General features: G+C 63.6%; 21 protein-coding genes. 15 read left to right on the top strand and 6 right to left on the bottom strand.

Annotated features, from left to right (window positions below):
• Positions 1-174 precede the first annotated feature (174 nt).
• The 14 genes from J5M58_RS07095 (at position 175) to J5M58_RS07030 (ending at position 11,306) form a co-directional block, all read left to right on the top strand.
• A complete protein-coding gene (locus J5M58_RS07095; RefSeq protein WP_207877682.1) occupies positions 175-984 on the top strand; it encodes an ATP-binding cassette domain-containing protein in 810 nt (269 codons plus the stop codon).
• Complete coding sequence (gene mlaE / locus J5M58_RS07090; RefSeq protein ID WP_013971083.1) at positions 984-1,781, top strand: lipid asymmetry maintenance ABC transporter permease subunit MlaE; 798 nt, start codon at positions 984-986, stop codon at positions 1,779-1,781. Before J5M58_RS07095 ends, mlaE begins: the two co-directional genes overlap by 1 nt.
• Positions 1,781-2,266, top strand: coding sequence for an outer membrane lipid asymmetry maintenance protein MlaD (mlaD, locus tag J5M58_RS07085; protein WP_003257921.1), 486 nt, complete (start codon positions 1,781-1,783; stop codon positions 2,264-2,266). Before mlaE ends, mlaD begins: the two co-directional genes overlap by 1 nt.
• A gap of 9 nt (positions 2,267-2,275) precedes the next feature.
• A complete protein-coding gene (locus J5M58_RS07080) occupies positions 2,276-2,923 on the top strand; it encodes a phospholipid-binding protein MlaC (RefSeq protein WP_196179828.1) in 648 nt (215 codons plus the stop codon).
• On the top strand, positions 2,920-3,222 hold the full coding sequence (locus tag J5M58_RS07075; RefSeq protein WP_207877681.1) for a lipid asymmetry maintenance protein MlaB: 303 nt from the start codon (positions 2,920-2,922) through the stop codon (positions 3,220-3,222). The genes J5M58_RS07080 and J5M58_RS07075 overlap by 4 nt, the downstream gene beginning before the upstream one ends.
• A gap of 117 nt (positions 3,223-3,339) precedes the next feature.
• Positions 3,340-3,579, top strand: coding sequence for a BolA family protein (locus tag J5M58_RS07070; protein ID WP_003255121.1), 240 nt, complete (start codon positions 3,340-3,342; stop codon positions 3,577-3,579).
• 23 nt (positions 3,580-3,602) lie between these two features.
• Positions 3,603-4,868, top strand: a complete 1,266-nt coding sequence (gene murA / locus J5M58_RS07065; protein ID WP_112250789.1) for a UDP-N-acetylglucosamine 1-carboxyvinyltransferase — start codon at positions 3,603-3,605, stop codon at positions 4,866-4,868.
• 167 nt (positions 4,869-5,035) lie between these two features.
• Positions 5,036-5,671: an ATP phosphoribosyltransferase gene (gene hisG, locus J5M58_RS07060; RefSeq protein ID WP_207877680.1), complete on the top strand. Its 636-nt coding sequence runs from the start codon at positions 5,036-5,038 to the stop codon at positions 5,669-5,671.
• A gap of 134 nt (positions 5,672-5,805) precedes the next feature.
• Positions 5,806-7,131 carry a histidinol dehydrogenase gene (gene hisD / locus J5M58_RS07055; RefSeq protein WP_207877678.1) on the top strand — a complete coding sequence of 442 codons (1,326 nt, stop codon included), beginning with the start codon at positions 5,806-5,808 and terminating at the stop codon, positions 7,129-7,131.
• Between the two features lie 2 nt (positions 7,132-7,133).
• A complete protein-coding gene (hisC, locus tag J5M58_RS07050; RefSeq protein ID WP_112250793.1) occupies positions 7,134-8,180 on the top strand; it encodes a histidinol-phosphate transaminase in 1,047 nt (348 codons plus the stop codon).
• A gap of 237 nt (positions 8,181-8,417) precedes the next feature.
• Entirely contained in the window at positions 8,418-9,068 is a 651-nt protein-coding gene (locus J5M58_RS07045; protein ID WP_112250795.1) for a FadR/GntR family transcriptional regulator, read from the top strand.
• A gap of 13 nt (positions 9,069-9,081) precedes the next feature.
• Positions 9,082-10,362, top strand: coding sequence for an MFS transporter (locus J5M58_RS07040; RefSeq protein WP_207877676.1), 1,281 nt, complete (start codon positions 9,082-9,084; stop codon positions 10,360-10,362).
• A gap of 178 nt (positions 10,363-10,540) precedes the next feature.
• On the top strand, positions 10,541-11,017 hold the full coding sequence (locus J5M58_RS07035; protein WP_112250798.1) for a nuclear transport factor 2 family protein: 477 nt from the start codon (positions 10,541-10,543) through the stop codon (positions 11,015-11,017).
• Positions 11,010-11,306, top strand: coding sequence for a GIY-YIG nuclease family protein (locus tag J5M58_RS07030; RefSeq protein WP_112250799.1), 297 nt, complete (start codon positions 11,010-11,012; stop codon positions 11,304-11,306). The genes J5M58_RS07035 and J5M58_RS07030 overlap by 8 nt, the downstream gene beginning before the upstream one ends.
• Positions 11,307-11,443: 137 nt before the next feature.
• Here J5M58_RS07030 and yejK read toward each other — a convergent pair whose 3' ends face one another.
• On the bottom strand, positions 11,444-12,451 hold the full coding sequence (yejK, locus tag J5M58_RS07025) for a nucleoid-associated protein YejK (RefSeq protein ID WP_085624016.1): 1,008 nt from the start codon (positions 12,449-12,451) through the stop codon (positions 11,444-11,446).
• Positions 12,452-12,820: 369 nt separating this feature from the next.
• Here yejK and J5M58_RS07020 point away from each other — a divergent pair, with 369 nt between their 5' ends.
• Positions 12,821-13,102 (top strand): HU family DNA-binding protein, encoded by a 282-nt coding sequence (locus J5M58_RS07020; protein WP_112250800.1) that lies wholly within the window; start codon positions 12,821-12,823, stop codon positions 13,100-13,102.
• A gap of 50 nt (positions 13,103-13,152) precedes the next feature.
• On the opposite strand, the gene rlmF is transcribed toward J5M58_RS07020, so the two are convergent.
• The 5 genes from rlmF to J5M58_RS06995 form a co-directional block, all read right to left on the bottom strand.
• Complete coding sequence (gene rlmF / locus J5M58_RS07015) at positions 13,153-14,103, bottom strand: 23S rRNA (adenine(1618)-N(6))-methyltransferase RlmF (RefSeq protein ID WP_207877674.1); 951 nt, start codon at positions 14,101-14,103, stop codon at positions 13,153-13,155.
• A gap of 162 nt (positions 14,104-14,265) precedes the next feature.
• Positions 14,266-17,112, bottom strand: coding sequence for a valine--tRNA ligase (locus tag J5M58_RS07010; protein WP_207877672.1), 2,847 nt, complete (start codon positions 17,110-17,112; stop codon positions 14,266-14,268).
• 211 nt (positions 17,113-17,323) lie between these two features.
• Positions 17,324-17,689: a DNA polymerase III subunit chi gene (locus tag J5M58_RS07005; RefSeq protein WP_112250802.1), complete on the bottom strand. Its 366-nt coding sequence runs from the start codon at positions 17,687-17,689 to the stop codon at positions 17,324-17,326.
• 5 nt (positions 17,690-17,694) lie between these two features.
• The gene (locus J5M58_RS07000) at positions 17,695-18,126 is read right to left on the bottom strand and encodes a DNA polymerase III subunit chi (protein WP_207877669.1); all 432 of its coding nucleotides are present in this window, start codon (positions 18,124-18,126) and stop codon (positions 17,695-17,697) included.
• A gap of 47 nt (positions 18,127-18,173) precedes the next feature.
• On the bottom strand, positions 18,174-19,667 hold the full coding sequence (locus tag J5M58_RS06995) for a leucyl aminopeptidase (RefSeq protein ID WP_112250806.1): 1,494 nt from the start codon (positions 19,665-19,667) through the stop codon (positions 18,174-18,176).
• Positions 19,668-19,752 lie beyond the last annotated feature (85 nt).

Below are 19,752 nucleotides of genomic sequence, written 5' to 3'. Positions count from 1 at the left end.
CGTGGTGAATGTCTCGCCAGCCTGTCGCAGGGCTGAACGAGTCGCTAGCCGACCTTGGGGCGGCGCTGTCAGCGGTGCTATAGTTCGCCGCTATTCGGCCTGCCAGGGGCGCTTGTGCCTTCCAGATGAAGGCCGACGTCCATTAGGACAAGGCTGCACTAGCAAGGAGTCTAGATGAGTGTGGATAGCGCCTACGCGGTCGAGTTGAAGGGGGTTACCTTCAAACGCGGTTCGCGCAGCATTTTCAGCAACGTCGACATTCGCATCCCGCGCGGCAAGGTCACCGGTATCATGGGGCCATCGGGTTGCGGCAAGACCACGTTGCTCCGCCTGATGGGCGCGCAGTTGCGCCCCTCCAGCGGTGAGGTCTGGGTTGCCGGGCAGAACCTGCCGACGTTGTCGCGCAGTGACCTGTTCGACGCCCGCAAGCAAATGGGGGTGCTGTTCCAGAGCGGCGCGCTGTTCACCGATCTCGATGTGTTCGAGAACGTCGCGTTCCCGCTGCGCGTGCATACCCAGCTGTCGGACGAGATGATCCGCGATATCGTGCTGATGAAGCTGCAGGCCGTGGGGCTGCGCGGTGCCATCGACCTGATGCCCGACGAGCTGTCCGGTGGCATGAAGCGCCGTGTGGCGCTGGCCCGGGCGATTGCCCTGGACCCGCAGATCCTCATGTACGACGAGCCGTTCGTCGGCCAGGACCCAATTGCCATGGGTGTATTGGTGCGTCTGATCCGCTTGCTGAACGACGCCTTGGGTATCACCAGCATCGTCGTTTCCCACGACCTGGCGGAAACTGCCAGCATCGCCGACTACATCTATGTGGTAGGTGACGGCCAGGTGCTGGGCCAGGGGACGCCTGACGAGCTGATGTGCTCGGACAACCCCCGTATTCGCCAATTCATGAAGGGCGACCCGGACGGCCCGGTGCCTTTCCACTTCCCTGCGCCTGACTACCGCGCCGACCTGCTGGGAGCGCGTTGATGCGCAGAAAATCCTTACTCGAACGCGTCCGCCTGCTGGGGCGCTCGGCCATCGACGTGCTGGCCGTGCTGGGGCGCTCCTGCCTGTTCCTGTTCCATGCGCTGATCGGCCGTGGCGGCATTGGTGGCGGCTTCCAGCTGCTGACCAAACAGCTGTACTCGGTGGGCGTGCTGTCGCTTGCGATCATCGTCGTGTCCGGGGTGTTCATCGGCATGGTGCTGGCGCTGCAGGGCTTCAGCATCCTGACCAAGTACGGCTCGGAGCAGGCAGTGGGGCAAATGGTCGCCCTGACCCTGCTGCGCGAGCTCGGCCCGGTGGTGACGGCGTTGCTGTTCGCCGGCCGTGCCGGTTCGGCGCTGACCGCAGAAATCGGCAACATGAAGTCCACCGAGCAGTTGTCGAGCCTTGAAATGATCGGCGTCGACCCGCTCAAGTACATCGTTGCGCCGCGCCTGTGGGCCGGTTTCATCTCGCTGCCGTTGCTGGCGCTGATTTTCAGCGTGGTCGGTATCTGGGGTGGCTCGTGGGTGGCGGTGGACTGGCTGGGCGTCTACGAGGGCTCGTTCTGGGCCAACATGCAGAACAGTGTTTCGTTCACCGACGACGTGCTCAACGGGCTGATCAAGAGCCTGGTATTTGCCTTCGTCACGACCTGGATCGCCGTATTCCAGGGGTACGACTGTGAGCCCACCTCAGAAGGGATCAGCCGTGCCACCACCAAGACCGTGGTCTATGCCTCGTTGGCAGTGCTGGGTCTGGACTTTATTCTGACCGCCTTGATGTTTGGAGATTTCTGATGCAAAACCGCACCCTGGAAATCGGTGTCGGCCTGTTCCTTCTGGCCGGGATCCTGGCGCTGCTGCTGCTCGCCCTGCGTGTCAGCGGGCTGTCGGCCAGCCCGAGCAGCGATACCTATAAAGTTTATGCCTACTTCGACAATATCGCCGGTTTGACGGTCAGAGCTAAAGTGACCATGGCCGGTGTGACCATCGGCAAGGTTACCGCCATCGATCTGGACCGTGATTCCTACACCGGTCGAGTGACGCTGCAACTGGACAAGTCGGTGGACAACCTGCCGACCGACTCCACGGCCTCGATCCTCACTGCCGGGTTGCTTGGCGAGAAGTACATCGGCATCAGCGTGGGCGGTGAGGACCAGGTGCTCAAGGACGGCGGGACCATCCACGACACCCAGTCGGCGCTGGTGCTGGAAGATCTGATTGGCAAGTTCCTGCTCAACTCCGTTGGCAAGGAACCGAAAGAAGCGCAACCGGCTAATTAAGGAGTTTCCATGATTTCGATCCTGCGACGTGGCCTGCTGGTCCTGCTGGCGGCCTTCCCCCTGATGGCAATGGCCGCGCAGTCGCCGCACGATGTGGTGCAGAGCACCACCACCGAACTGCTGGGTGAGCTCAAGGCCAACAAGGAGCAGTACAAGTCCAACCCGCAAGCGTTCTACGACACCCTTGACCGGATCCTCGCGCCTGTGGTCGATGCCGACGGTATTTCCAGAAGCATCATGACCGTCAAGTACTCGCGCAAGGCCACGCCTGAGCAGATGCAGCGCTTCCAGGAAAACTTCAAGCGCAGCCTGTTCCAGTTCTACGGTAACGCGCTGCTGGAGTACAACAACCAGGGTATCGTCGTAGACCCGGCCAAGGCCGATGACGGCAAGCGCGCCTCCGTAGGCATGAAGGTCACCGGCAACAATGGCGCCGTGTACCCGGTGCAGTACACCCTGGAAAATCTGGGTGGCGAATGGAAAGTGCGTAACGTGATCGTCAACGGCATCAACATCGGCAAGCTGTTCCGCGACCAGTTCGCCGACGCCATGCAGCGCAATGGCGGCGACCTGGACAAGACCATCGACGGCTGGGCCGGCGAAGTGGCCAAGGCCAAGCAGGCTGCCGACAACTCGCCAGAGAAGACCGTCAAATGAGTGAGGCCGGTGTAAGCATGGCCGAGCCGGGCGTGCTGCGCCTGGAAGGCGTGCTGGACTATCGCAGCGGGCCGGCCCTGCGGAAGCAGGGCAAGGCGCTGATCGCGGCCTGCCGCGAGGCGCAGATGGTGCTCGATTGCTCGGCAGTGCAGCGCTCCACCAGTGTCGGCCTGTCGTTGCTGCTGGCTTTCATGCGCGATGCCCAGGCCACCGGCAAGGGGTGCCTGGTGCGCGGCATGCCTGACGACATGCGGGAAATTGCCGAGGTCTATGACCTCGATGAAGTGCTGGCAACCTGATGGCCTGGCACGGATGATGGCCCCTCGGTCAGCGAAGCCCTCGTTGGGCTTCGCAGGCGAGGGGCTTTTTTGTATGATGGCCGACCCGTGCGCATCGGGCGCCGATTGAGGTTGAGCATGCAGGCCGTAGAAGTTAAAAGCTTCCTTGAAGAGAAATTGCCGGGTTCCCGGGTCGAAGTTGAAGGCGAAGGCTGCAACTTCCAGTTGAACGTGATCAGCGACGAGTTGGCTGGCCTGAGCCCGGTCAAACGCCAGCAGGCGATCTATGCTCACCTGAATCCGTGGATCGCCAATGGCAGCATCCATGCGGTAACCATGAAATTTTTCAGCAGCGCAGCCTGGGCTGAGCGCACCTGAGCCAACGTGGCGGCGAGATTCCAATGGACAAACTGATTATTACTGGCGGCGCTCGCCTTGATGGCGAGATCCGTATTTCGGGCGCGAAGAACGCAGCCCTGCCGATTCTGGCGGCGACCCTGCTGGCCGACGGCCCGGTCACCGTGGGCAACCTGCCGCACCTGCACGACATCACCACCATGATCGAGCTGTTCGGCCGCATGGGCATCGAGCCGGTGATCGACGAAAAGCTGGCGGTCGAGATCGATCCTCGCACCATCAAGACCCTGGTCGCGCCTTACGAGCTGGTCAAGACCATGCGCGCCTCGATTCTGGTGCTGGGCCCGATGGTCGCCCGTTTCGGCGAGGCCGAAGTGGCCCTGCCTGGCGGTTGCGCCATTGGTTCGCGCCCGGTCGACCTGCACATCCGTGGCCTCGAGGCCATGGGCGCGAAGATCGAAGTCGAAGGCGGCTACATCAAGGCCAAGGCGCCTGAGGGTGGCCTGCGCGGTGCGCACTTCTTCTTCGACACCGTCAGCGTGACCGGTACCGAGAACATCATGATGGCCGCAGCCCTGGCCAAGGGCCGCAGCGTGCTGCAGAACGCCGCGCGCGAGCCGGAAGTGGTCGACCTGGCCAACTTCATCAACGCCATGGGCGGCAACGTCCAGGGCGCTGGTACCGACACCATCGTGATCGATGGCGTCGAGCGCCTGGCTTCGGCCAGCTACCGGGTGATGCCGGACCGTATCGAGACCGGTACCTACCTGGTTGCCGCTGCCGTGACCGGTGGCCGCGTCAAGGTCAAGGACACCGACCCGACCATCCTTGAAGCAGTACTGGAAAAACTCAAGGAAGCCGGCGCCGACATCAACACCGGCGAAGACTGGATCGAGCTGGACATGCACGGCAAGCGGCCGAAAGCCGTCAACCTGCGTACCGCCCCGTACCCGGCGTTCCCGACCGACATGCAGGCGCAGTTCATCTCGCTCAACGCCATTGCCGAAGGCACCGGTGCAGTGATCGAGACGATCTTCGAAAACCGCTTCATGCACGTCTACGAAATGCACCGCATGGGCGCGCAGATCCAGGTCGAAGGCAACACTGCCATCGTCACTGGCGTCAAGGCGCTGAAAGGCGCCCCGGTAATGGCCACCGACCTGCGTGCTTCCGCCAGCCTGGTGCTGTCGGCGCTGGTAGCCGAAGGCGATACCCTGATCGATCGCATCTACCACATCGACCGTGGTTACGAGTGCATCGAAGAAAAACTGCAGATGCTGGGCGCGAAGATCCGTCGCGTACCGGGCTAGTAGCCCTTCGGCATACCGTGTGGGAGCGGGCTTGCCCGCGAATACCGGCAGAGCCGGTGCCATGCACCGCGCTGGTTGCTTTGCGGGCAAGCCCGCTCCCACAATGAATCAAATGCGGCCGGGCTCGACGCCCGGCCGGCAGTAGCCGCTTAAGGACCGACGTTCCAATGTTGACCATCGCGCTTTCCAAAGGCCGTATTCTCGACGATACCCTGCCGTTGCTGGCCGAGGCCGGTATCGTGCCGACCGAGAACCCGGACAAGAGCCGCAAACTGATCATCCCCACCACGCAGGACGATGTGCGCCTGCTGATCGTGCGTGCCACCGACGTGCCGACCTATGTCGAGCATGGTGCCGCCGACCTGGGTGTGGCCGGCAAGGATGTGCTGATGGAGTACGGCGGCCAGGGCCTATACGAGCCCCTGGACCTGCAGATTGCCCGTTGCAAGCTGATGACCGCTGGCGTAGTCGGCGCACCCGAGCCCAAGGGCCGTCTGCGCGTGGCTACCAAGTTCGTCAACGTAGCCAAGCGCTACTACGCCGAACAGGGCCGCCAGGTCGACATCATCAAGCTGTATGGCTCGATGGAGCTGGCACCGCTGATCAACCTCGCCGACAAGATCATCGACGTTGTCGACACCGGCAACACCCTGCGTGCCAACGGCCTGGAGCCCCAGGAACTGATCGCCACGATCAGCTCGCGCCTGGTGGTCAACAAGGCCTCCATGAAAATGCAGCACCCCCGTATCCAGAGCCTGATCGACACGCTGCGCGGAGCGGTCGAATCGCGACACCGCGGCTGACTCACTACCTTCTGTGCGCGACCTTCGCTGTCGCGCCCGTCTATCCGCGTCATAGCCATTTTTCTCGGGTGCCCGCGCGGATGGACTGGTAGCCTAGGGCGCCTGAGCATTCGCCATTAATCGAGGCCCTCGCCATGACCGTGTCCACTGCAATTGCCCGTCTCAACGCTGCTGATCCGGATTTCGCCCGACATCTGGATCATCTGCTGAGCTGGGAAAGTGTGTCCGATGACGCGGTCAACCAGCGGGTGCTCGACATCATCAAGGCCGTGCGCGAGCGTGGCGATGCCGCATTGGTGGAGTTCACCCAGCGTTTCGATGGTGTCGACGCCAAATCGATCGACGACCTGATTCTCGGTCGCGAGCGCCTGGAACTGGCCCTGACCCGCATTACCCCGGTCCAGCGCGAAGCCCTGGAAAAGGCTGCCAACCGTGTGCGCATGTATCACGAGCGGCAGAAACAGGACTCCTGGCAGTACACCGAGGCCGACGGCACCGTGCTGGGCCAGAAGGTCACCCCGCTGGACCGCGCCGGCCTGTATGTGCCGGGTGGCAAGGCGTCATACCCGTCGTCGGTACTGATGAACGCCATCCCGGCCAAGGTTGCCGGCGTGGCCGAAGTGGTAATGGTTGTGCCGACCCCGCGTGGCGAGATCAACGAGCTGGTGCTGGCGGCTGCCTGCATCGCCGGTGTCGACCGGGTGTTCACCGTCGGTGGCGCCCAGGCTGTCGCCGCGCTGGCCTACGGTACCGAAAGCGTGCCGCAGGTGGACAAGATCGTCGGCCCGGGCAACATCTACGTCGCCACCGCCAAGCGCCACGTGTTCGGCCAGGTGGGTATCGACATGATCGCCGGCCCGTCGGAAATCCTCGTGGTGTGCGACGGCCAGACCGACCCGGACTGGATCGCCATGGACCTGTTCTCCCAGGCAGAACACGACGAAGATGCCCAGGCCATCCTGGTCAGCCCGGACGCCGCCTTCCTCGACCGCGTTGCCGCCAGCATCGACAAGCTGCTGCCGACCATGGAACGTGCCGAGATCATCGAGAAGTCGATCAATGGCCGTGGCGCGCTGATTCAGGTGCGTGACATGCAGCAGGCCATTGAAGTGGCCAACCGCATTGCACCGGAGCACCTGGAGCTGTCGGTGGCCGAGCCGCAGGCCTGGCTGCCGCACATCCGCCACGCTGGCGCAATCTTCATGGGCCGCCACACCAGCGAAGCGCTGGGCGACTACTGCGCAGGGCCCAACCACGTGCTGCCGACCTCTGGTACCGCGCGTTTCTCGTCGCCACTGGGGGTGTATGACTTCCAGAAGCGTTCGTCGATCATTTTCTGCTCCGAGCAGGGGGCGTCCGAGCTGGGCCACACCGCCTCGGTCCTGGCCCGTGGCGAGTCGCTGACCGCACACGCCCGCAGCGCTGAATACCGCATCCTGACCCAAGAGAAGGGGAACTGAACATGAGTCGATTCTGGAGCCCCTTCGTCAAGGACCTGGTGCCTTACGTGCCGGGCGAGCAGCCCAAGCTGGCCCGCCTGGTCAAGCTGAACACCAACGAAAACCCCTACGGCCCGTCGCCCAAGGCCCTGGAAGCCATGCGCGGCGAGCTGAACGACAACCTGCGCCTGTACCCGGACCCGAATGGTGACCGGCTGAAGCAGGCGGTGGCCGAGTACTACGGCGTAACCCCGGCACAAGTGTTCGTCGGCAACGGCTCGGACGAGGTACTGGCGCACATCTTCCACGGCCTGTTCCAGCACGACGCGCCGCTGCTGTTCCCGGACATCAGCTACAGCTTCTACCCGGTGTACTGCGGCCTGTACGGTATCGCGTTCGAGCAGGTGGCGCTGGACCCACAGTTCCAGATCCGCATCGAGGACTACAACAAGCCCAACGCCGGCATCATCTTCCCCAACCCCAACGCGCCGACCGGCTGCCTGATGCCGCTGCAGGCGGTGGAGCAGTTGCTTCAGGCCAACCGTGATTCGGTGGTGGTGGTCGATGAAGCCTACATCGACTTCGGTGGTGAAACGGCGATCAGCCTGGTGGGCCGCTACGACAACCTGCTGGTTACCCAGACCCTGTCCAAGTCGCGCTCGTTGGCCGGGCTGCGGGTTGGCCTGGCGGTGGGCCACCCGGACCTGATCGAGGCGCTGGAGCGGATCAAGAACAGCTTCAACTCCTACCCGCTGGACCGTGCGGCGATTGTTGGCGCGGCGGCGGCGTTCGAGGACCGCGAGTACTTCGAGGAAACCTGCCGCAAGGTGATCGACAGCCGCGAGGTTTTGGTCGGGCAGCTGCAGGGCAAGGGCTTCGAAGTGCTGCCGTCGGCGGCCAACTTCATCTTCGCCCGCCATCCGCAAAAAGACGCCGGTGAGCTGGCTGCACGCCTGCGCGAGCAGGGCGTGATCGTGCGCCACTTCAAGCAGCCGCGCATTGCCCAGTTCCTGCGCATCACCATCGGCACGCCAGAGATGAACCAGGCGTTGATCGATGCGTTGAACTGACGGTATCGTCGCCGCTTCCACGGGGTAAACAGGCCCTGGAGAAGCAACTTTCTTTACTGACTGTGCTGGCCTCATCGCCGGCAAGCCAGCTCCCACAGGTACTGCACATGGCTTGAGGTCGGTGCGGTCAATGTGGGAGCGGGCTTGCCGGCGATTGCGTCAGTACAGGCAGCGCAATGACAAACCCCTTGCTCGCTAGTAAGCTAAGCTAATTCATCGGATGATTGGTTGAGTTACGTGAGCACCGAATTGAACAAGCGTTCACTGGTCGAGTTGGCCGTCGAGCGCATGCGCGAACGGATCATGCTTGGCGACTGGCAAGTCGGTCAGCGCCTGCCGACCGAGCCGGAACTGGCCGTGCAACTGGGCATCAGTCGCAACACAGTGCGCGAGGCCATGCGCGTGCTTGCGTTCAGCGGCCTGGTGGAGATCCGCCAGGGCGATGGCAGCTACCTTCGCACGGCCCAGGACCCGCTACAGGCGGTACAGGCGATGTCGCGCTGTACGCCCGAGCAGGCCCGTGAAACCCGGCACATCCTCGAAGCCGAGGCCATCGGCCTGGCTGCATTGCGCCGAACCGATGCCGACCTGCAGGCACTGCGTGATGCCCTGGCCAACAGTGCCGGGCATTTTCACGGTGATATCGATGCCTACGTGGCCTGCGACCTGGTGTTTCACCAGCGGCTGGTCGATGCCGCCCATAACCCAGCCTTGAGCGAGCTGTACCGGTACTTTTCCGGGGTGGTGGCGGCCGCGCTGCAGCACAACATGGCGACCGTGCCGCGCTGCCAGGCCACGTTCGACCTGCATGGGCAAATCCTTGCCGCCATCGAGCAACGCGATGCGGAGCAGGCCAAGCGCCTGAGCCGTACTCTTATCGAATCCTGACTCCGAGAAAGCCATGGCTGATTCCATCACCCGTAACACCCCGCCGAGCGAGCGGGACCTCGATGAGTTGCTGATCGACGCCGAGGCTGACGACGAGCAGGTCCAACAGCAGCCGGTACTACTGCAGCGGCCTTGGCTGTTGTTGCTGGGCCTGGTGCTGGTGGCATTGAACCTGCGCCCGGCATTGTCGAGCATGGCGCCGGTGCTGGGCCTGGTGTCCGAAGGCTTGGGGCTGAATGCCTCGCAGGCCGGTTTGTTGACTACCTTGCCAGTGCTATGCCTGGGCCTGTTCGCCCCGTTGGCGCCGGTGCTGGCGCGGCGTTTTGGCAGCGAGCGGGTGATTCTCGGCATCCTCGCCACCCTGGCGCTTGGCATCGTCGTGCGTAGTAGCCTAGGGGCTACCGGGGTGTTCCTCGGCAGCCTCATCGCGGGGGCCAGCATCGGCATCATTGGCGTGCTGTTGCCGGGTATCGTCAAGCGCGACTTCCCGCAGCACGCCGGCACACTGACCGGTGTCTATACCATGGCGCTGTGCCTGGGGGCGGCGATGGCGGCGGGGGCGACCGTCCCGCTGGCGCAGCATTTCGACGGCAGCTGGGCGCTGGGGCTGGGCTTCTGGGCAGTGCCGGCCCTGCTGGCCATGCTGGTATGGCTGCCGCAGGCCCGCCAGGGGCATGGCCTGCACAAGGTGGCCTATCGCGTGCGTGGGCTGTGGCGTGATCCGCTGGCCTGGCAGGTGACCCTGTACATGGGCCTGCAGTCGTCACTGGCTTATATAGTCTTTGGTTGGTTGCCATCGATCCTGATCGGCCGCGGCCTGAGCCCGACCGACGCGGGGCTGGTGCTGTCGGGGTCGGTGATCGTGCAACTGGTCAGTTCGCTCAGTGCGCCCTGGCTGGCCACTCGCGGCAAGGACCAGCGCCTGGCGATCGTGCTGGTCATGCTGATTACCCTGGCTGGCCTGTTCGGTTGCCTGTATGCGCCGCTTTCCGGGCTGTGGGGCTGGGCGGTGGTGCTGGGCCTGGGGCAGGGCGGTACCTTTGCCCTGGCGCTTACCTTGATCGTGCTGCGCTCGAAGGATGCCCATGTCGCTGCGAACCTGTCGAGCATGGCGCAGGGGGTGGGTTATACCCTGGCGTCGATGGGGCCGCTTGCGGTGGGGCTGGTGCATGACTTGACCGGTGGCTGGTCGGCAGTCGGGTGGATTTTTGCCGTGCTTGGGGTGGGTGCCATCGTGTTCGGCCTGGGGGCCGGGCGGGCGTTGCATGTGCAGGTGAGCAGCGAGAAAGTCTGAAGGGGGGGGTAGCAGTGCTGGCCTCTTCGCGGGTAAACCCGCTCCCACGGGAATCGCACACATCTTGAAGCAGTGTGGTACCTGTGGGAGCGGGTTTACCCGCGAAAGGGCCGGTACTGGCATAACCAACCGGGGCAGATTATCGTGCTGCTTTCATCCCCAGGACGGACCAGCCCCCATGAGCGACGCCAACCGCGACCTGATCACCCGCTTCTACCAGGCCTTCCAGCGCCTGGATGCCGAGGCCATGGTCGCCTGCTACAGCGACGATATCGTCTTCAGCGACCCGGTCTTCGGCACCTTGCGTGGCAAGGATGCAGGCGACATGTGGCGAATGCTCACCAGCCGGGCCAAGGACTTCACCCTGACCTTCGACAACGTCCGCGCCGATGAACGCACCGGGGCCGCACATTGGGTGGCCACCTACCTGTTCAGCCAGACCGGCCGCATCGTGGTCAACGATATCCAGGCGCGTTTCGTGATCCGTGACGGGCGGATCTGCCTGCACGATGACCAATTCGACTTGTGGCGCTGGTCGCGGCAGGCGCTGGGCGTGCCAGGCATGCTGCTGGGCTGGTCGCCGCTGGTGCAGAACAAGGTACGCCAGCAGGCGTTCAAAGGATTGCGCGCATACCAGCAGGCCCAGGGTGAGTGAATCCGTCCAGATCGCCGCCAGCAAACCTTGGTATGTCTACCTGGTAAGGGCGGCCAATGGTTCGTTGTATTGCGGCATCAGCGATGACCCGCAGCGGCGCTTTCTGGCGCACCAGAAAGGGCAGGGCGCGCGTTACTTCAAGACCAGCCCGGCCCAGGCGCTGGTGTATGTGGAGCAATGGCCGGACAAGGGCGAGGCGTTACGCCAGGAGCGGCTGGTGAAGCGGCTGCGCAAGTCGGCGAAGGAGGCGTTGGTTGCTTCCTATGGCGCAGTATTGGCTGCCAATTAGGGCCGCTTCGCACCCCATCGTCGCGGTTCGTCGCTGTGGCAAGCCAGCTCCCACTTCGACTGCATGGACCTCTGGCCTGTGCAGTACCTGTGGGAGCTGGCTTGCCGGCGATGGGCTGCCCAGCAGCCCCGGGGCCATCAGTCCTTGCGCCGCTTCAACTGATCCACCAAGGTGGTCGGAAGGCCCTTGATGATCAAGGTCCCTGCCTCTTCGTCATACTCGACCTTGTCCCCCAGCAGATGCGCTTCGAAGCTGATCGACAACCCCTCGGCACGCCCGGTGAAACGGCGGAACTGGTTGAGGGTGCGCTTGTCTGCGGGGATTTCCGGCGACAGGCCGTAGTCCTTGTTGCGGATGTGGTCGTAGAACGCCTTGGGCCGGTCCTCGTCGATCAGGCTGGACAGCTCTTCCAGCGTGACCGGCTCGCCCAGCTTGGTCTGGGTTGTGGCGTACTCGACCAGGGTCTGGGTTTTTTCGCGGGCGGACTCTTCCGGCAGGTCTTCGCTCTCGACGAAGTCACTGAAGGCCTTGAGCAGGGTGCGGGTTTCCCCCGGGCCGTCGACGCCCTCCTGGCAGCCAATGAAGTCGCGGAAGTAGTCCGAAACCTTCTTGCCGTTCTTGCCCTTGATGAACGAAATGTACTGTTTGGAGTTCTGGTTGTTCTTCCACTCCGACAGGTTGATGCGCGCCGCCAGGTGCAACTGGCCAAGATCCAGGTGGCGCGAAGGCATCACATCGAGCTCGGCGTTCACCGCCACGCCTTCGCTGTGGTGCAGCAGGGCGATCGCCAGGTATTCGGTCATGCCTTGCTGGTAGTGGGCAAACAGGATGTGGCCGCCGGTGGACAGGTTGGACTCCTCCATCAGCTTCTGCAGGTGCTCCACGGCCACGCGGCTGAAGGCGGTGAAGTCCTTTTCTTCGTCCAGGTACTGCTTCAGCCAGCCGCTCAGCGGGTAGGCACCGGACTCGCCGTGAAAAAAGCCCCAAGCCTTGCCTTGCTTGGCGTTGTAGCTGTCATTGAGGTCGGCCAGCAGGTTTTCGATGGCGTCGGAGGCGGCCAGTTCGGAATCGCGGGCATGCAGCACGGCGGGGCTGCCATCGGGCTTTTTGTCGATCAGGTGAACGATGCAATGACGGATTGGCATGGGATTCTCGGCGAGCTGCAAAAGTCGGCCAGTTTACCCCAGACGCAAGGCGATGCAGTGGCCGGATGTTGGCAGAAATATCGGTTGTTCGTTTTTTGTTCAAATTTGCGCGTTTTAAGCTAAAACCCCCGAAAAACCTGCATTAAATCGAAGCGCGCAGCGGATATTTATCCGTTCCTGTGGTAGCTTTGCGCGGTCTTGCGCCCTTGTGTGGCGCATTGCTGGCAGCGTGCTGTCGTCGTGTCGAACCAAACGTCGATTTGCGTATCTACATACGCGATTGGCGCGGCCCTCCACTTACAGGGGCTGGCCCGATAACGTCGTAGTTCGCTGCATAACCATCGAATTTGATAGGGAAGGAACACCACCATGGCATTGACCAAAGACCAACTGATTGCCGACATCGCCGAATCGATCGCCGCGCCAAAAGCCACCGCCAAGAACGCTCTGGAGCAACTGGGCCAGATCGTTGCCGACCAGCTGGAAAACGGCGCTGAAATCACTCTGCCAGGCATCGGCAAGCTGAAAGTCACCGAGCGTCCTGCCCGTACCGGCCGCAACCCTTCGACTGGCGCTGCCATCGAAATCGCTGCCAAGAAAGTCGTCAAGTTCGTTCCAGCCAAAGTGCTGACCGACGCCATCAACAAGTAATTGTTGAAGCTTTGACAAAACCGCGCCCGGCTTGCCCGGGCGCGGTTTTTTCATGCCTGGGTTTTACGCCCGGCGTGCCAGGCCTGGCGCGCGGCATCGTCGTGGAAGCTCCAGGCGACCATGCGGCTTTGCTTCTGCCCTTGGCCCATTTCGCTGATGCGCACGGCCTTGGCGCCCGCTTTCCTGAGCGCGGCCTCGATCCCCGGCAGGTTGCTGGCCTTGGACACCAGGCTGGTGAACCACAGTACCCGCTCGGCGTACTGCACGCTTTCACCGACCAATTGGGTGACAAAGCGGATCTCGCCGCCCTCGCACCACAGTTCGTTGTTCTGGCCACCGAAGTTGAGCACCGGCAGCTTGCGCCTGGGGTCCTGCTTGCCCAGGTTCTTCCACTTGCGCTGGCTGCCACGGGTGGCTTCGTCGCGTGAGGCATGGAAGGGCGGGTTGCACAGAGTCAGGTCGAAGCGTTCGCCCTCCTGCAGCAGGCCGCTGAGGATGTGAGCACGGTTGGCCTGCTGGCGCAGGGTGATGGCCTTGCCCAGGCCGTTGGCCTGGACGATGGCCTTGGCCGAAGCCAGGGCCACGGGGTCGATGTCCGAGCCGAGGAAGCGCCAGCGATAATCGCTATGGCCCAGCAGCGGGTAAATGCAGTTGGCTCCCACGCCGATGTCCAGCGCACGCACCTGGGCGCCCTTGGGGATCTCGCCGGCATTGTCCTCGGCCAGCAGGTCGGCAGCCACGTGGATGTAGTCGGCACGGCCGGGAATCGGCGGGCACAGGTAGTCGGCAGGTATATCCCAGTGCTGGATGCCGTACTGGGCCTTGAGCAGGGCACGGTTGAACACCCGTACGGCTTCGGGGTTGGCGAAGTCGATGCTGGGCTTGCCGTGGGGGTTGGTGATGGTGAAGCGCGCCAGGTCAGGGTGGGCCTTGATCAGGCTGGGGAAGTCGTAGCGGCCCTGGTGGCGGTTGCGCGGGTGCAGGGTGGGTTTTTCGGTCATGGTCGGTCCGGTGTTGCTGGCCGTGGGGCTGCTTTGCAGCCCTTTCGCGACACAAGGCCGCTCCTACAGGATTGCGGCGCCCTTCAGACCGGCGCCGTCCCTGTAGGAGCGGCCTTGTGTCGCGAAAGGGCCGCAAAGCGGCCCCAGCTTTTTCTCTAGTGATTAAAGCGCTGCAATCCGAGCATGCTGCTCGGTGAAGTTGGCCAGGGCCTGTTCGGACTCGGCCAGCTTGGCGCGCTCTTTTTCGATCACGGCAGGCGGTGCCTTGTCGACGAAGGCGGCGTTGGACAGCTTGCCACCCACGCGTGCCACTTCACCCTGCAGGCGCTGGATTTCCTTGTTCAGGCGCGCCAGCTCGGCATCCTTGTCAATCAGGCCGGCCATTGGCACCAGCACTTGCAGGTCACCGACCAGGGCGGTGGCCGACAGCGGCGCTTCGTCGGCATCGCCCAGTACGGTGAACGATTCGACCTTGGCCAGCTTCTTCAGCAGGGCTTCGTTTTCCTGCAGGCGACGCTGGTCGTCGGCGTTGGCGTTCTTCAGGAACAGCGGCAGCGGCTTGCCCGGGCCAATGTTCATTTCGGCGCGGATGTTGCGCAGGCCGACCATCAGTTCCTTGAGCCACTCGATGTCGCCTTCGGCGGCGGCGTCGATGCGGCTTTCATTGGCCACCGGCCACGGCTGCAGCATGATGGTCTTGCCTTCGATGCCGGCCAGCGGCGCGATGCGCTGCCAGATTTCTTCGGTGATGAACGGCATGAACGGGTGCGCCAGGCGCAGCGCCACTTCCAGCACGCGCACCAGGGTGCGGCGGGTGCCACGGGCGCGCTCGACCGGGGCGTTCTCGTCCCACAGCACCGGCTTGGACAGCTCCAGGTACCAGTCGCAGTACTGGTTCCAGATGAACTCGTACAGCGCCTGGCTGGCCAGGTCGAAGCGGAACTGCTCCAGCTGGCGGGTCACTTCGGCTTCGGTACGCTGCAGCTGCGAGATGATCCAGCGGTCGGCCAGCGACAGCTCGTAGGCTTCGCCGTTCTGGCCGCAGTCCTCGCCCTTGTCCAGCACGTAGCGGGCGGCGTTCCAGATCTTGTTGCAGAAGTTGCGGTAGCCTTCGACGCGGCCCATGTCGAACTTGATGTCGCGCCCGGTGGAGGCCAGCGAGCAGAAGGTGAAGCGCAGGGCGTCGGTGCCGTAGCTGGCGATACCTTCGGGGAACTCGGCCTTGGTCTGCTTGGCGATCTTCTCGGCAAGCTTGGGCTGCATCATGCCGCTGGTGCGCTTTTCCAGCAGGGCGTCGAGGGTGATGCCGTCGACGATGTCCAGCGGGTCCAGCACGTTGCCCTTGGACTTGGACATCTTCTGGCCCTGGCCGTCACGTACCAGGCCGTGCACGTACACGGTCTTGAACGGTACCTGCGGGGTGCCATCCTCGTTCTTGATCAGGTGCATGGTCAGCATGATCATGCGCGCAACCCAGAAGAAGATGATGTCGAAGCCGGTCACCAGCACATCGGTGGAGTGGAACTTCTTGAGGAACTCGGTCTGCTCCGGCCAGCCCAGGGTGGAGAAGGTCCACAGGCCCGAACTGAACCAGGTGTCGAGTACGTCGTCGTCCTGACGCAGGACCACATCGGCGCCCAGGCTGTGCTTGGCGCGCACTTCTTCCTCGTTGCGGCCGACATAGACCTGGCCAGCCTCGTCGTACCACGCCGGAATGCGGTGGCCCCACCACAGCTGGCGGCTGATGCACCAGTCCTGAATGTCACGCATCCAGGAGAAGTACATGTTTTCGTACTGCTTGGGCACGAACTGGATGCGGCCATCTTCCACGGCGGCGATGGCAGGTTCTGCCAGCGGCTTGGTGGAAACGTACCACTGGTCGGTCAGCCACGGCTCGATGACGGTGCCCGAACGGTCGCCTTTCGGTACTTTCAGGGCATGGTCGTCGATGCTCACCAGCAGGCCCTGGGCATCCAGGTCGGCGACGATCTGCTTGCGCGCGACGAAGCGGTCGAGGTTGGCGTACTGGGCCGGCAGGCGGGTGTCCACCTGCTCGTTGACGCTGCCGTCGAGGTTGAAGGCCTGCGCGCTGGCGAGCACGAAGGCGTTCTTGTCGAAGATGTTCAGCAGCGGCAGGTTGTGGCGTTTGCCGACTTCGTAGTCGTTGAAGTCGTGGGCCGGGGTGATCTTCACGCAGCCGGTACCGAACTCGGGGTCGCAGTAGTCGTCGGCGATGATCGGGATACGGCGGCCGACCAGCGGCAGTTCGACGAACTTGCCGATCAGTGCCTGGTAGCGCTCGTCGTTCGGGTTGACCGCCACGGCGGCGTCACCCAGCAAGGTTTCCGGACGGGTAGTGGCGACGACCAGGTAGTCCTTGCCTTCGGCGGTCTTGGCGCCGTCGGCCAGTGGGTAGCGCAGGTTCCACAGGTGGCCCTTCTCGTCGTGGTTTTCCACTTCGAGGTCGGAGATGGCCGTGTGCAGCTTGGTGTCCCAGTTGACCAGGCGCTTGCCGCGGTAGATCAGGCCGTCTTCATGCAGGCGCACGAAGGCTTCCTTGACCGCTTCGGACAGGCCGTCGTCCATGGTGAAGCGCTCGCGGCTCCAGTCGACCGACGAGCCCAGGCGGCGGATCTGACGGCTGATGTTGCCACCGGACTGGTCCTTCCATTCCCAGACCTTTTCCAGGAACTTTTCGCGGCCCAGGTCATGCCGGTTCTGGCCCTTGGCCTCGAGCTGGCGCTCGACCAGCATCTGGGTGGCGATACCGGCATGGTCGGTGCCAGGCTGCCACAGGGTGTCGCGGCCTTGCATGCGGCGGAAACGGATCAGGGCGTCCATGATCGCGTTGTTGAACCCGTGGCCCATGTGCAGGCTACCGGTCACGTTCGGCGGCGGGATCATGATGGTGTAGGACTCGCCTGCACCTTGTGGGGCGAAATAGTTCTCGGACTCCCAGGTGTTGTACCAGGAAGTTTCGATGGCGTGCGGCTGGTAGGTCTTATCCATGCGCGGCGGGACCCTGTGCATTTATTCGGGAAAGCCGGGAAGTATAACCAAGCTGGGGGCCGCAGGCGACAAGCTGCTGCTATCTGGCAGGGCAGGCATGGCCTCTTCGCGGGTAAACCCGCTCCCACAGAGACCTCACAAGTCTTAGGGCTCCTGCGATCCCTGTGGGAGCGGGTTTACCCGCGAAGCAGGCGCCGCCGAATTTTCAGGCTTACTCCGAACGCTTGATCAACCGCTCGATCCGCGCATCCAGCCGGCGCTTGATCTCGTTCTCGATATGCGGGGTAAAGTCATTGATCACATCCTGCATGATCATTTGCGCCGCCGCGCGCAGCTCGCTTTCCAGGTGCAGCAGGGTGTCCTGGCGGCGGGTCTGCGGGTCATCTTCGGGCTCGGCAGCTACCGGCTCGGCCGCTGGCGCGTGGTTGCCGGGCGCTTCTTCAAGCAGCAACGGGATCTGCTCCACCGTCTCGGTCAGCAGCGGTGGTTGCAGGTCGGCGTCGCCAAGCAGCTGGCGTATCGACTCGAGGTCATCGAGCAGATGGGCGGAGTCGGGCAGGGGGGAGGGCTTGTCCATCGTCGTCAAAGTCGCTGTAAGCGGTGGTCTTGCAGAGCATAGCCCTGTTCACGGTAGAAACGGAATCGTTCACGGGCCGATTGGCGGATGCCAGGCTCTTCAATGACGATTTCGGCCACCCGCTCGAACTGGCCGACAAAGCCCGGTACGCCCGTGCCCAGGTTGATCAACAGGTCGTGGTGGTCGCCCGCGCTGTCGGCCGCCAGGCCCAGTGCCACGCTGGCATCGGCATGCATTTCCGCGAGATCGTGGGGCACGAAGGCCTCGCCCTTGAAACGCCACAGGCGTTGATCCAGGTCGCTGCGCTGCTCGGCGTCCTGGCAGTGCAGGTAGACCCGGTGGCCGAGGCGCCAGGCCTTTTCGCACAGCTTGCAGGCGAAATCGAGCCGCGCCGACAGTGAGTCGGTTGGCAGGATGTAGAAATCTACTTTGCTCATGATGGTATCGCCGGCCGGTGGCGCGGGGCGCCACCGGCTTCATGGCGTCAGGCGCCGGCGCGGTCCAGCAGGTACTGGGTCAGCAGGGGCACAGGGCGGCCAGTGGCGCCCTTGTCCTTGCCACCGCTGACCCAGGCGGTGCCGGCGATGTCCATGTGCGCCCAGTCGTAGGCCTTGGCAAAGCGCGACAGGAAGCAGCCGGCGGTGATGGTGCCGGCCTTCGGCCCGCCGATGTTGCCCATGTCGGCGAACGGGCTGTCCAGTTGCTCCTGGTACTCATCGAACAGCGGCAGCTGCCAGGCACGGTCGTCGGCGCGCTTGCCGGCGTCGAGCAACTGGCCGACCAGGTCGTCGTTGTTGCCCATCAGGCCGGTGGTGTGGCTGCCCAGGGCGACGATGCAGGCACCGGTCAGGGTGGCGATGTCGATGACTGCCTGCGGCTTGAAGCGCTCGGCGTAGGTCAGGGTGTCGCACAGCACCAGGCGGCCTTCGGCGTCGGTGTTGAGGATTTCCACGGTCTGCCCGCTCATGGTGGTGACGATGTCACCCGGGCGGGTGGCGCCGCCGCTCGGCATGTTCTCGGCGCAGGCCAGCAGGCACACCAGGTTGACCGGCAGCTGCAGCTCGAGCACCGCACGCAGGGTGCCGAGCACGCTGGCGGCACCGCACATGTCGTATTTCATTTCGTCCATGCCGGCGCCAGGCTTGAGGCTGATGCCGCCGGTGTCGAAGGTAATGCCCTTGCCCACCAGCACGAACGGCTTGTCCGCCTTCTTGCCGCCCTGGTAGTTGAGCACGATCAGGCGTGGTGGCTGGTCGCTGCCCTGGCCGACGGCGTAGAACGCGCCCATGCCCAGGTCCTTGATCTTCTTTTCGTCCAGTACTTCGACTTTCAGCGCCTTGTGCGCCTTGCCCAGGTCCTTGGCCTGTTCGGCCAGGAAGCTAGGGTGGCACAGGTTAGGCGGCAGGTTGCCCAGGTCGCGGGTGAAGGCCATGCCGGTGGCGATGGCGCTGGCATGCTTGACGGCACGTTCGACCTCGGCCTGGCCGGCCTTGTCGGCCAGCAGGGTGATCTTTTTCAGCGCGCGCGGCTCGGCCTTCTGGCTCTTGAAGCGGTCGAACACGTATTCGCCGTCGAGCAGGGTTTCGGCCAGCAGGCGGTACTTGCCGTAGTGGGCGTCGCGGTTGCTGACCGCGATGTCGTCCAGGGCCAGCACGGCGTCGGTGCCGTTCAAGCCTTTGAGCACGCCGGCGACGCTGGCGACCAGTTTGCGCCAGGCGCGGTCGCCCAGGGCTTCGTCCTTGCCGCTGCCCACCAGCAGCACGCGCTCGGCCTTCAGGCCCGCGAGGTTCTGCAGGAGTAGGGTCTGGCCGGGCTTGCCGGCCAGGTCGCCACGCTTGAGCACGGCACTGATGGCACCTTCGCTGGCCTGGTCGACCGCCTTGGCCACGCTGCCGAGCTTGCGGTTTTCACCTACCGGGAGGACCAGGGTGGCGGTTTTTACGGATGCAGCAGCTACGCTTTTTACAACCAGTTCCATGTCAGGATCCCCGAATGATCGATACAGTCGGCGCTGTGTATTCCAGCGCTCTGGACGGGCCTGGCCGCGTAGTCGCGCGCCAGCG

It is taken from the genome of Pseudomonas sp. 32_A, assembly GCF_017490905.1.
GTDB lineage: Bacteria > Pseudomonadota > Gammaproteobacteria > Pseudomonadales > Pseudomonadaceae > Aquipseudomonas > Aquipseudomonas inefficax.
The sequence above is the reverse complement of the archived record's forward strand: the minus strand, read 5'-3'. Positions and strand labels throughout refer to the sequence as shown.

Bases quoted from the DNA above. Each gene is read 5' to 3' on its own strand.
- J5M58_RS07095 (WP_207877682.1), top strand. From the start codon at position 175: ATGAGTGTGGATAGCGCCTACGCGGTCGAGTTGAAGGGGGTTACCTTC.
- mlaE (WP_013971083.1), top strand. From the start codon at position 984: ATGCGCAGAAAATCCTTACTCGAACGCGTCCGCCTGCTGGGGCGCTCG.
- mlaD (WP_003257921.1), top strand. From the start codon at position 1,781: ATGCAAAACCGCACCCTGGAAATCGGTGTCGGCCTGTTCCTTCTGGCC.
- J5M58_RS07080 (WP_196179828.1), top strand. From the start codon at position 2,276: ATGATTTCGATCCTGCGACGTGGCCTGCTGGTCCTGCTGGCGGCCTTC.
- J5M58_RS07075 (WP_207877681.1), top strand. From the start codon at position 2,920: ATGAGTGAGGCCGGTGTAAGCATGGCCGAGCCGGGCGTGCTGCGCCTG.
- J5M58_RS07070 (WP_003255121.1), top strand. From the start codon at position 3,340: ATGCAGGCCGTAGAAGTTAAAAGCTTCCTTGAAGAGAAATTGCCGGGT.
- murA (WP_112250789.1), top strand. From the start codon at position 3,603: ATGGACAAACTGATTATTACTGGCGGCGCTCGCCTTGATGGCGAGATC.
- hisG (WP_207877680.1), top strand. From the start codon at position 5,036: ATGTTGACCATCGCGCTTTCCAAAGGCCGTATTCTCGACGATACCCTG.
- hisD (WP_207877678.1), top strand. From the start codon at position 5,806: ATGACCGTGTCCACTGCAATTGCCCGTCTCAACGCTGCTGATCCGGAT.
- hisC (WP_112250793.1), top strand. From the start codon at position 7,134: ATGAGTCGATTCTGGAGCCCCTTCGTCAAGGACCTGGTGCCTTACGTG.
- J5M58_RS07040 (WP_207877676.1), top strand. From the start codon at position 9,082: ATGGCTGATTCCATCACCCGTAACACCCCGCCGAGCGAGCGGGACCTC.
- J5M58_RS07035 (WP_112250798.1), top strand. From the start codon at position 10,541: ATGAGCGACGCCAACCGCGACCTGATCACCCGCTTCTACCAGGCCTTC.
- yejK (WP_085624016.1), bottom strand. From the start codon at position 12,451: ATGCCAATCCGTCATTGCATCGTTCACCTGATCGACAAAAAGCCCGAT.
- J5M58_RS07020 (WP_112250800.1), top strand. From the start codon at position 12,821: ATGGCATTGACCAAAGACCAACTGATTGCCGACATCGCCGAATCGATC.
- rlmF (WP_207877674.1), bottom strand. From the start codon at position 14,103: ATGACCGAAAAACCCACCCTGCACCCGCGCAACCGCCACCAGGGCCGC.
- J5M58_RS07010 (WP_207877672.1), bottom strand. From the start codon at position 17,112: ATGGATAAGACCTACCAGCCGCACGCCATCGAAACTTCCTGGTACAAC.
- J5M58_RS07005 (WP_112250802.1), bottom strand. From the start codon at position 17,689: ATGGACAAGCCCTCCCCCCTGCCCGACTCCGCCCATCTGCTCGATGAC.
- J5M58_RS07000 (WP_207877669.1), bottom strand. From the start codon at position 18,126: ATGAGCAAAGTAGATTTCTACATCCTGCCAACCGACTCACTGTCGGCG.
- J5M58_RS06995 (WP_112250806.1), bottom strand. From the start codon at position 19,667: ATGGAACTGGTTGTAAAAAGCGTAGCTGCTGCATCCGTAAAAACCGCC.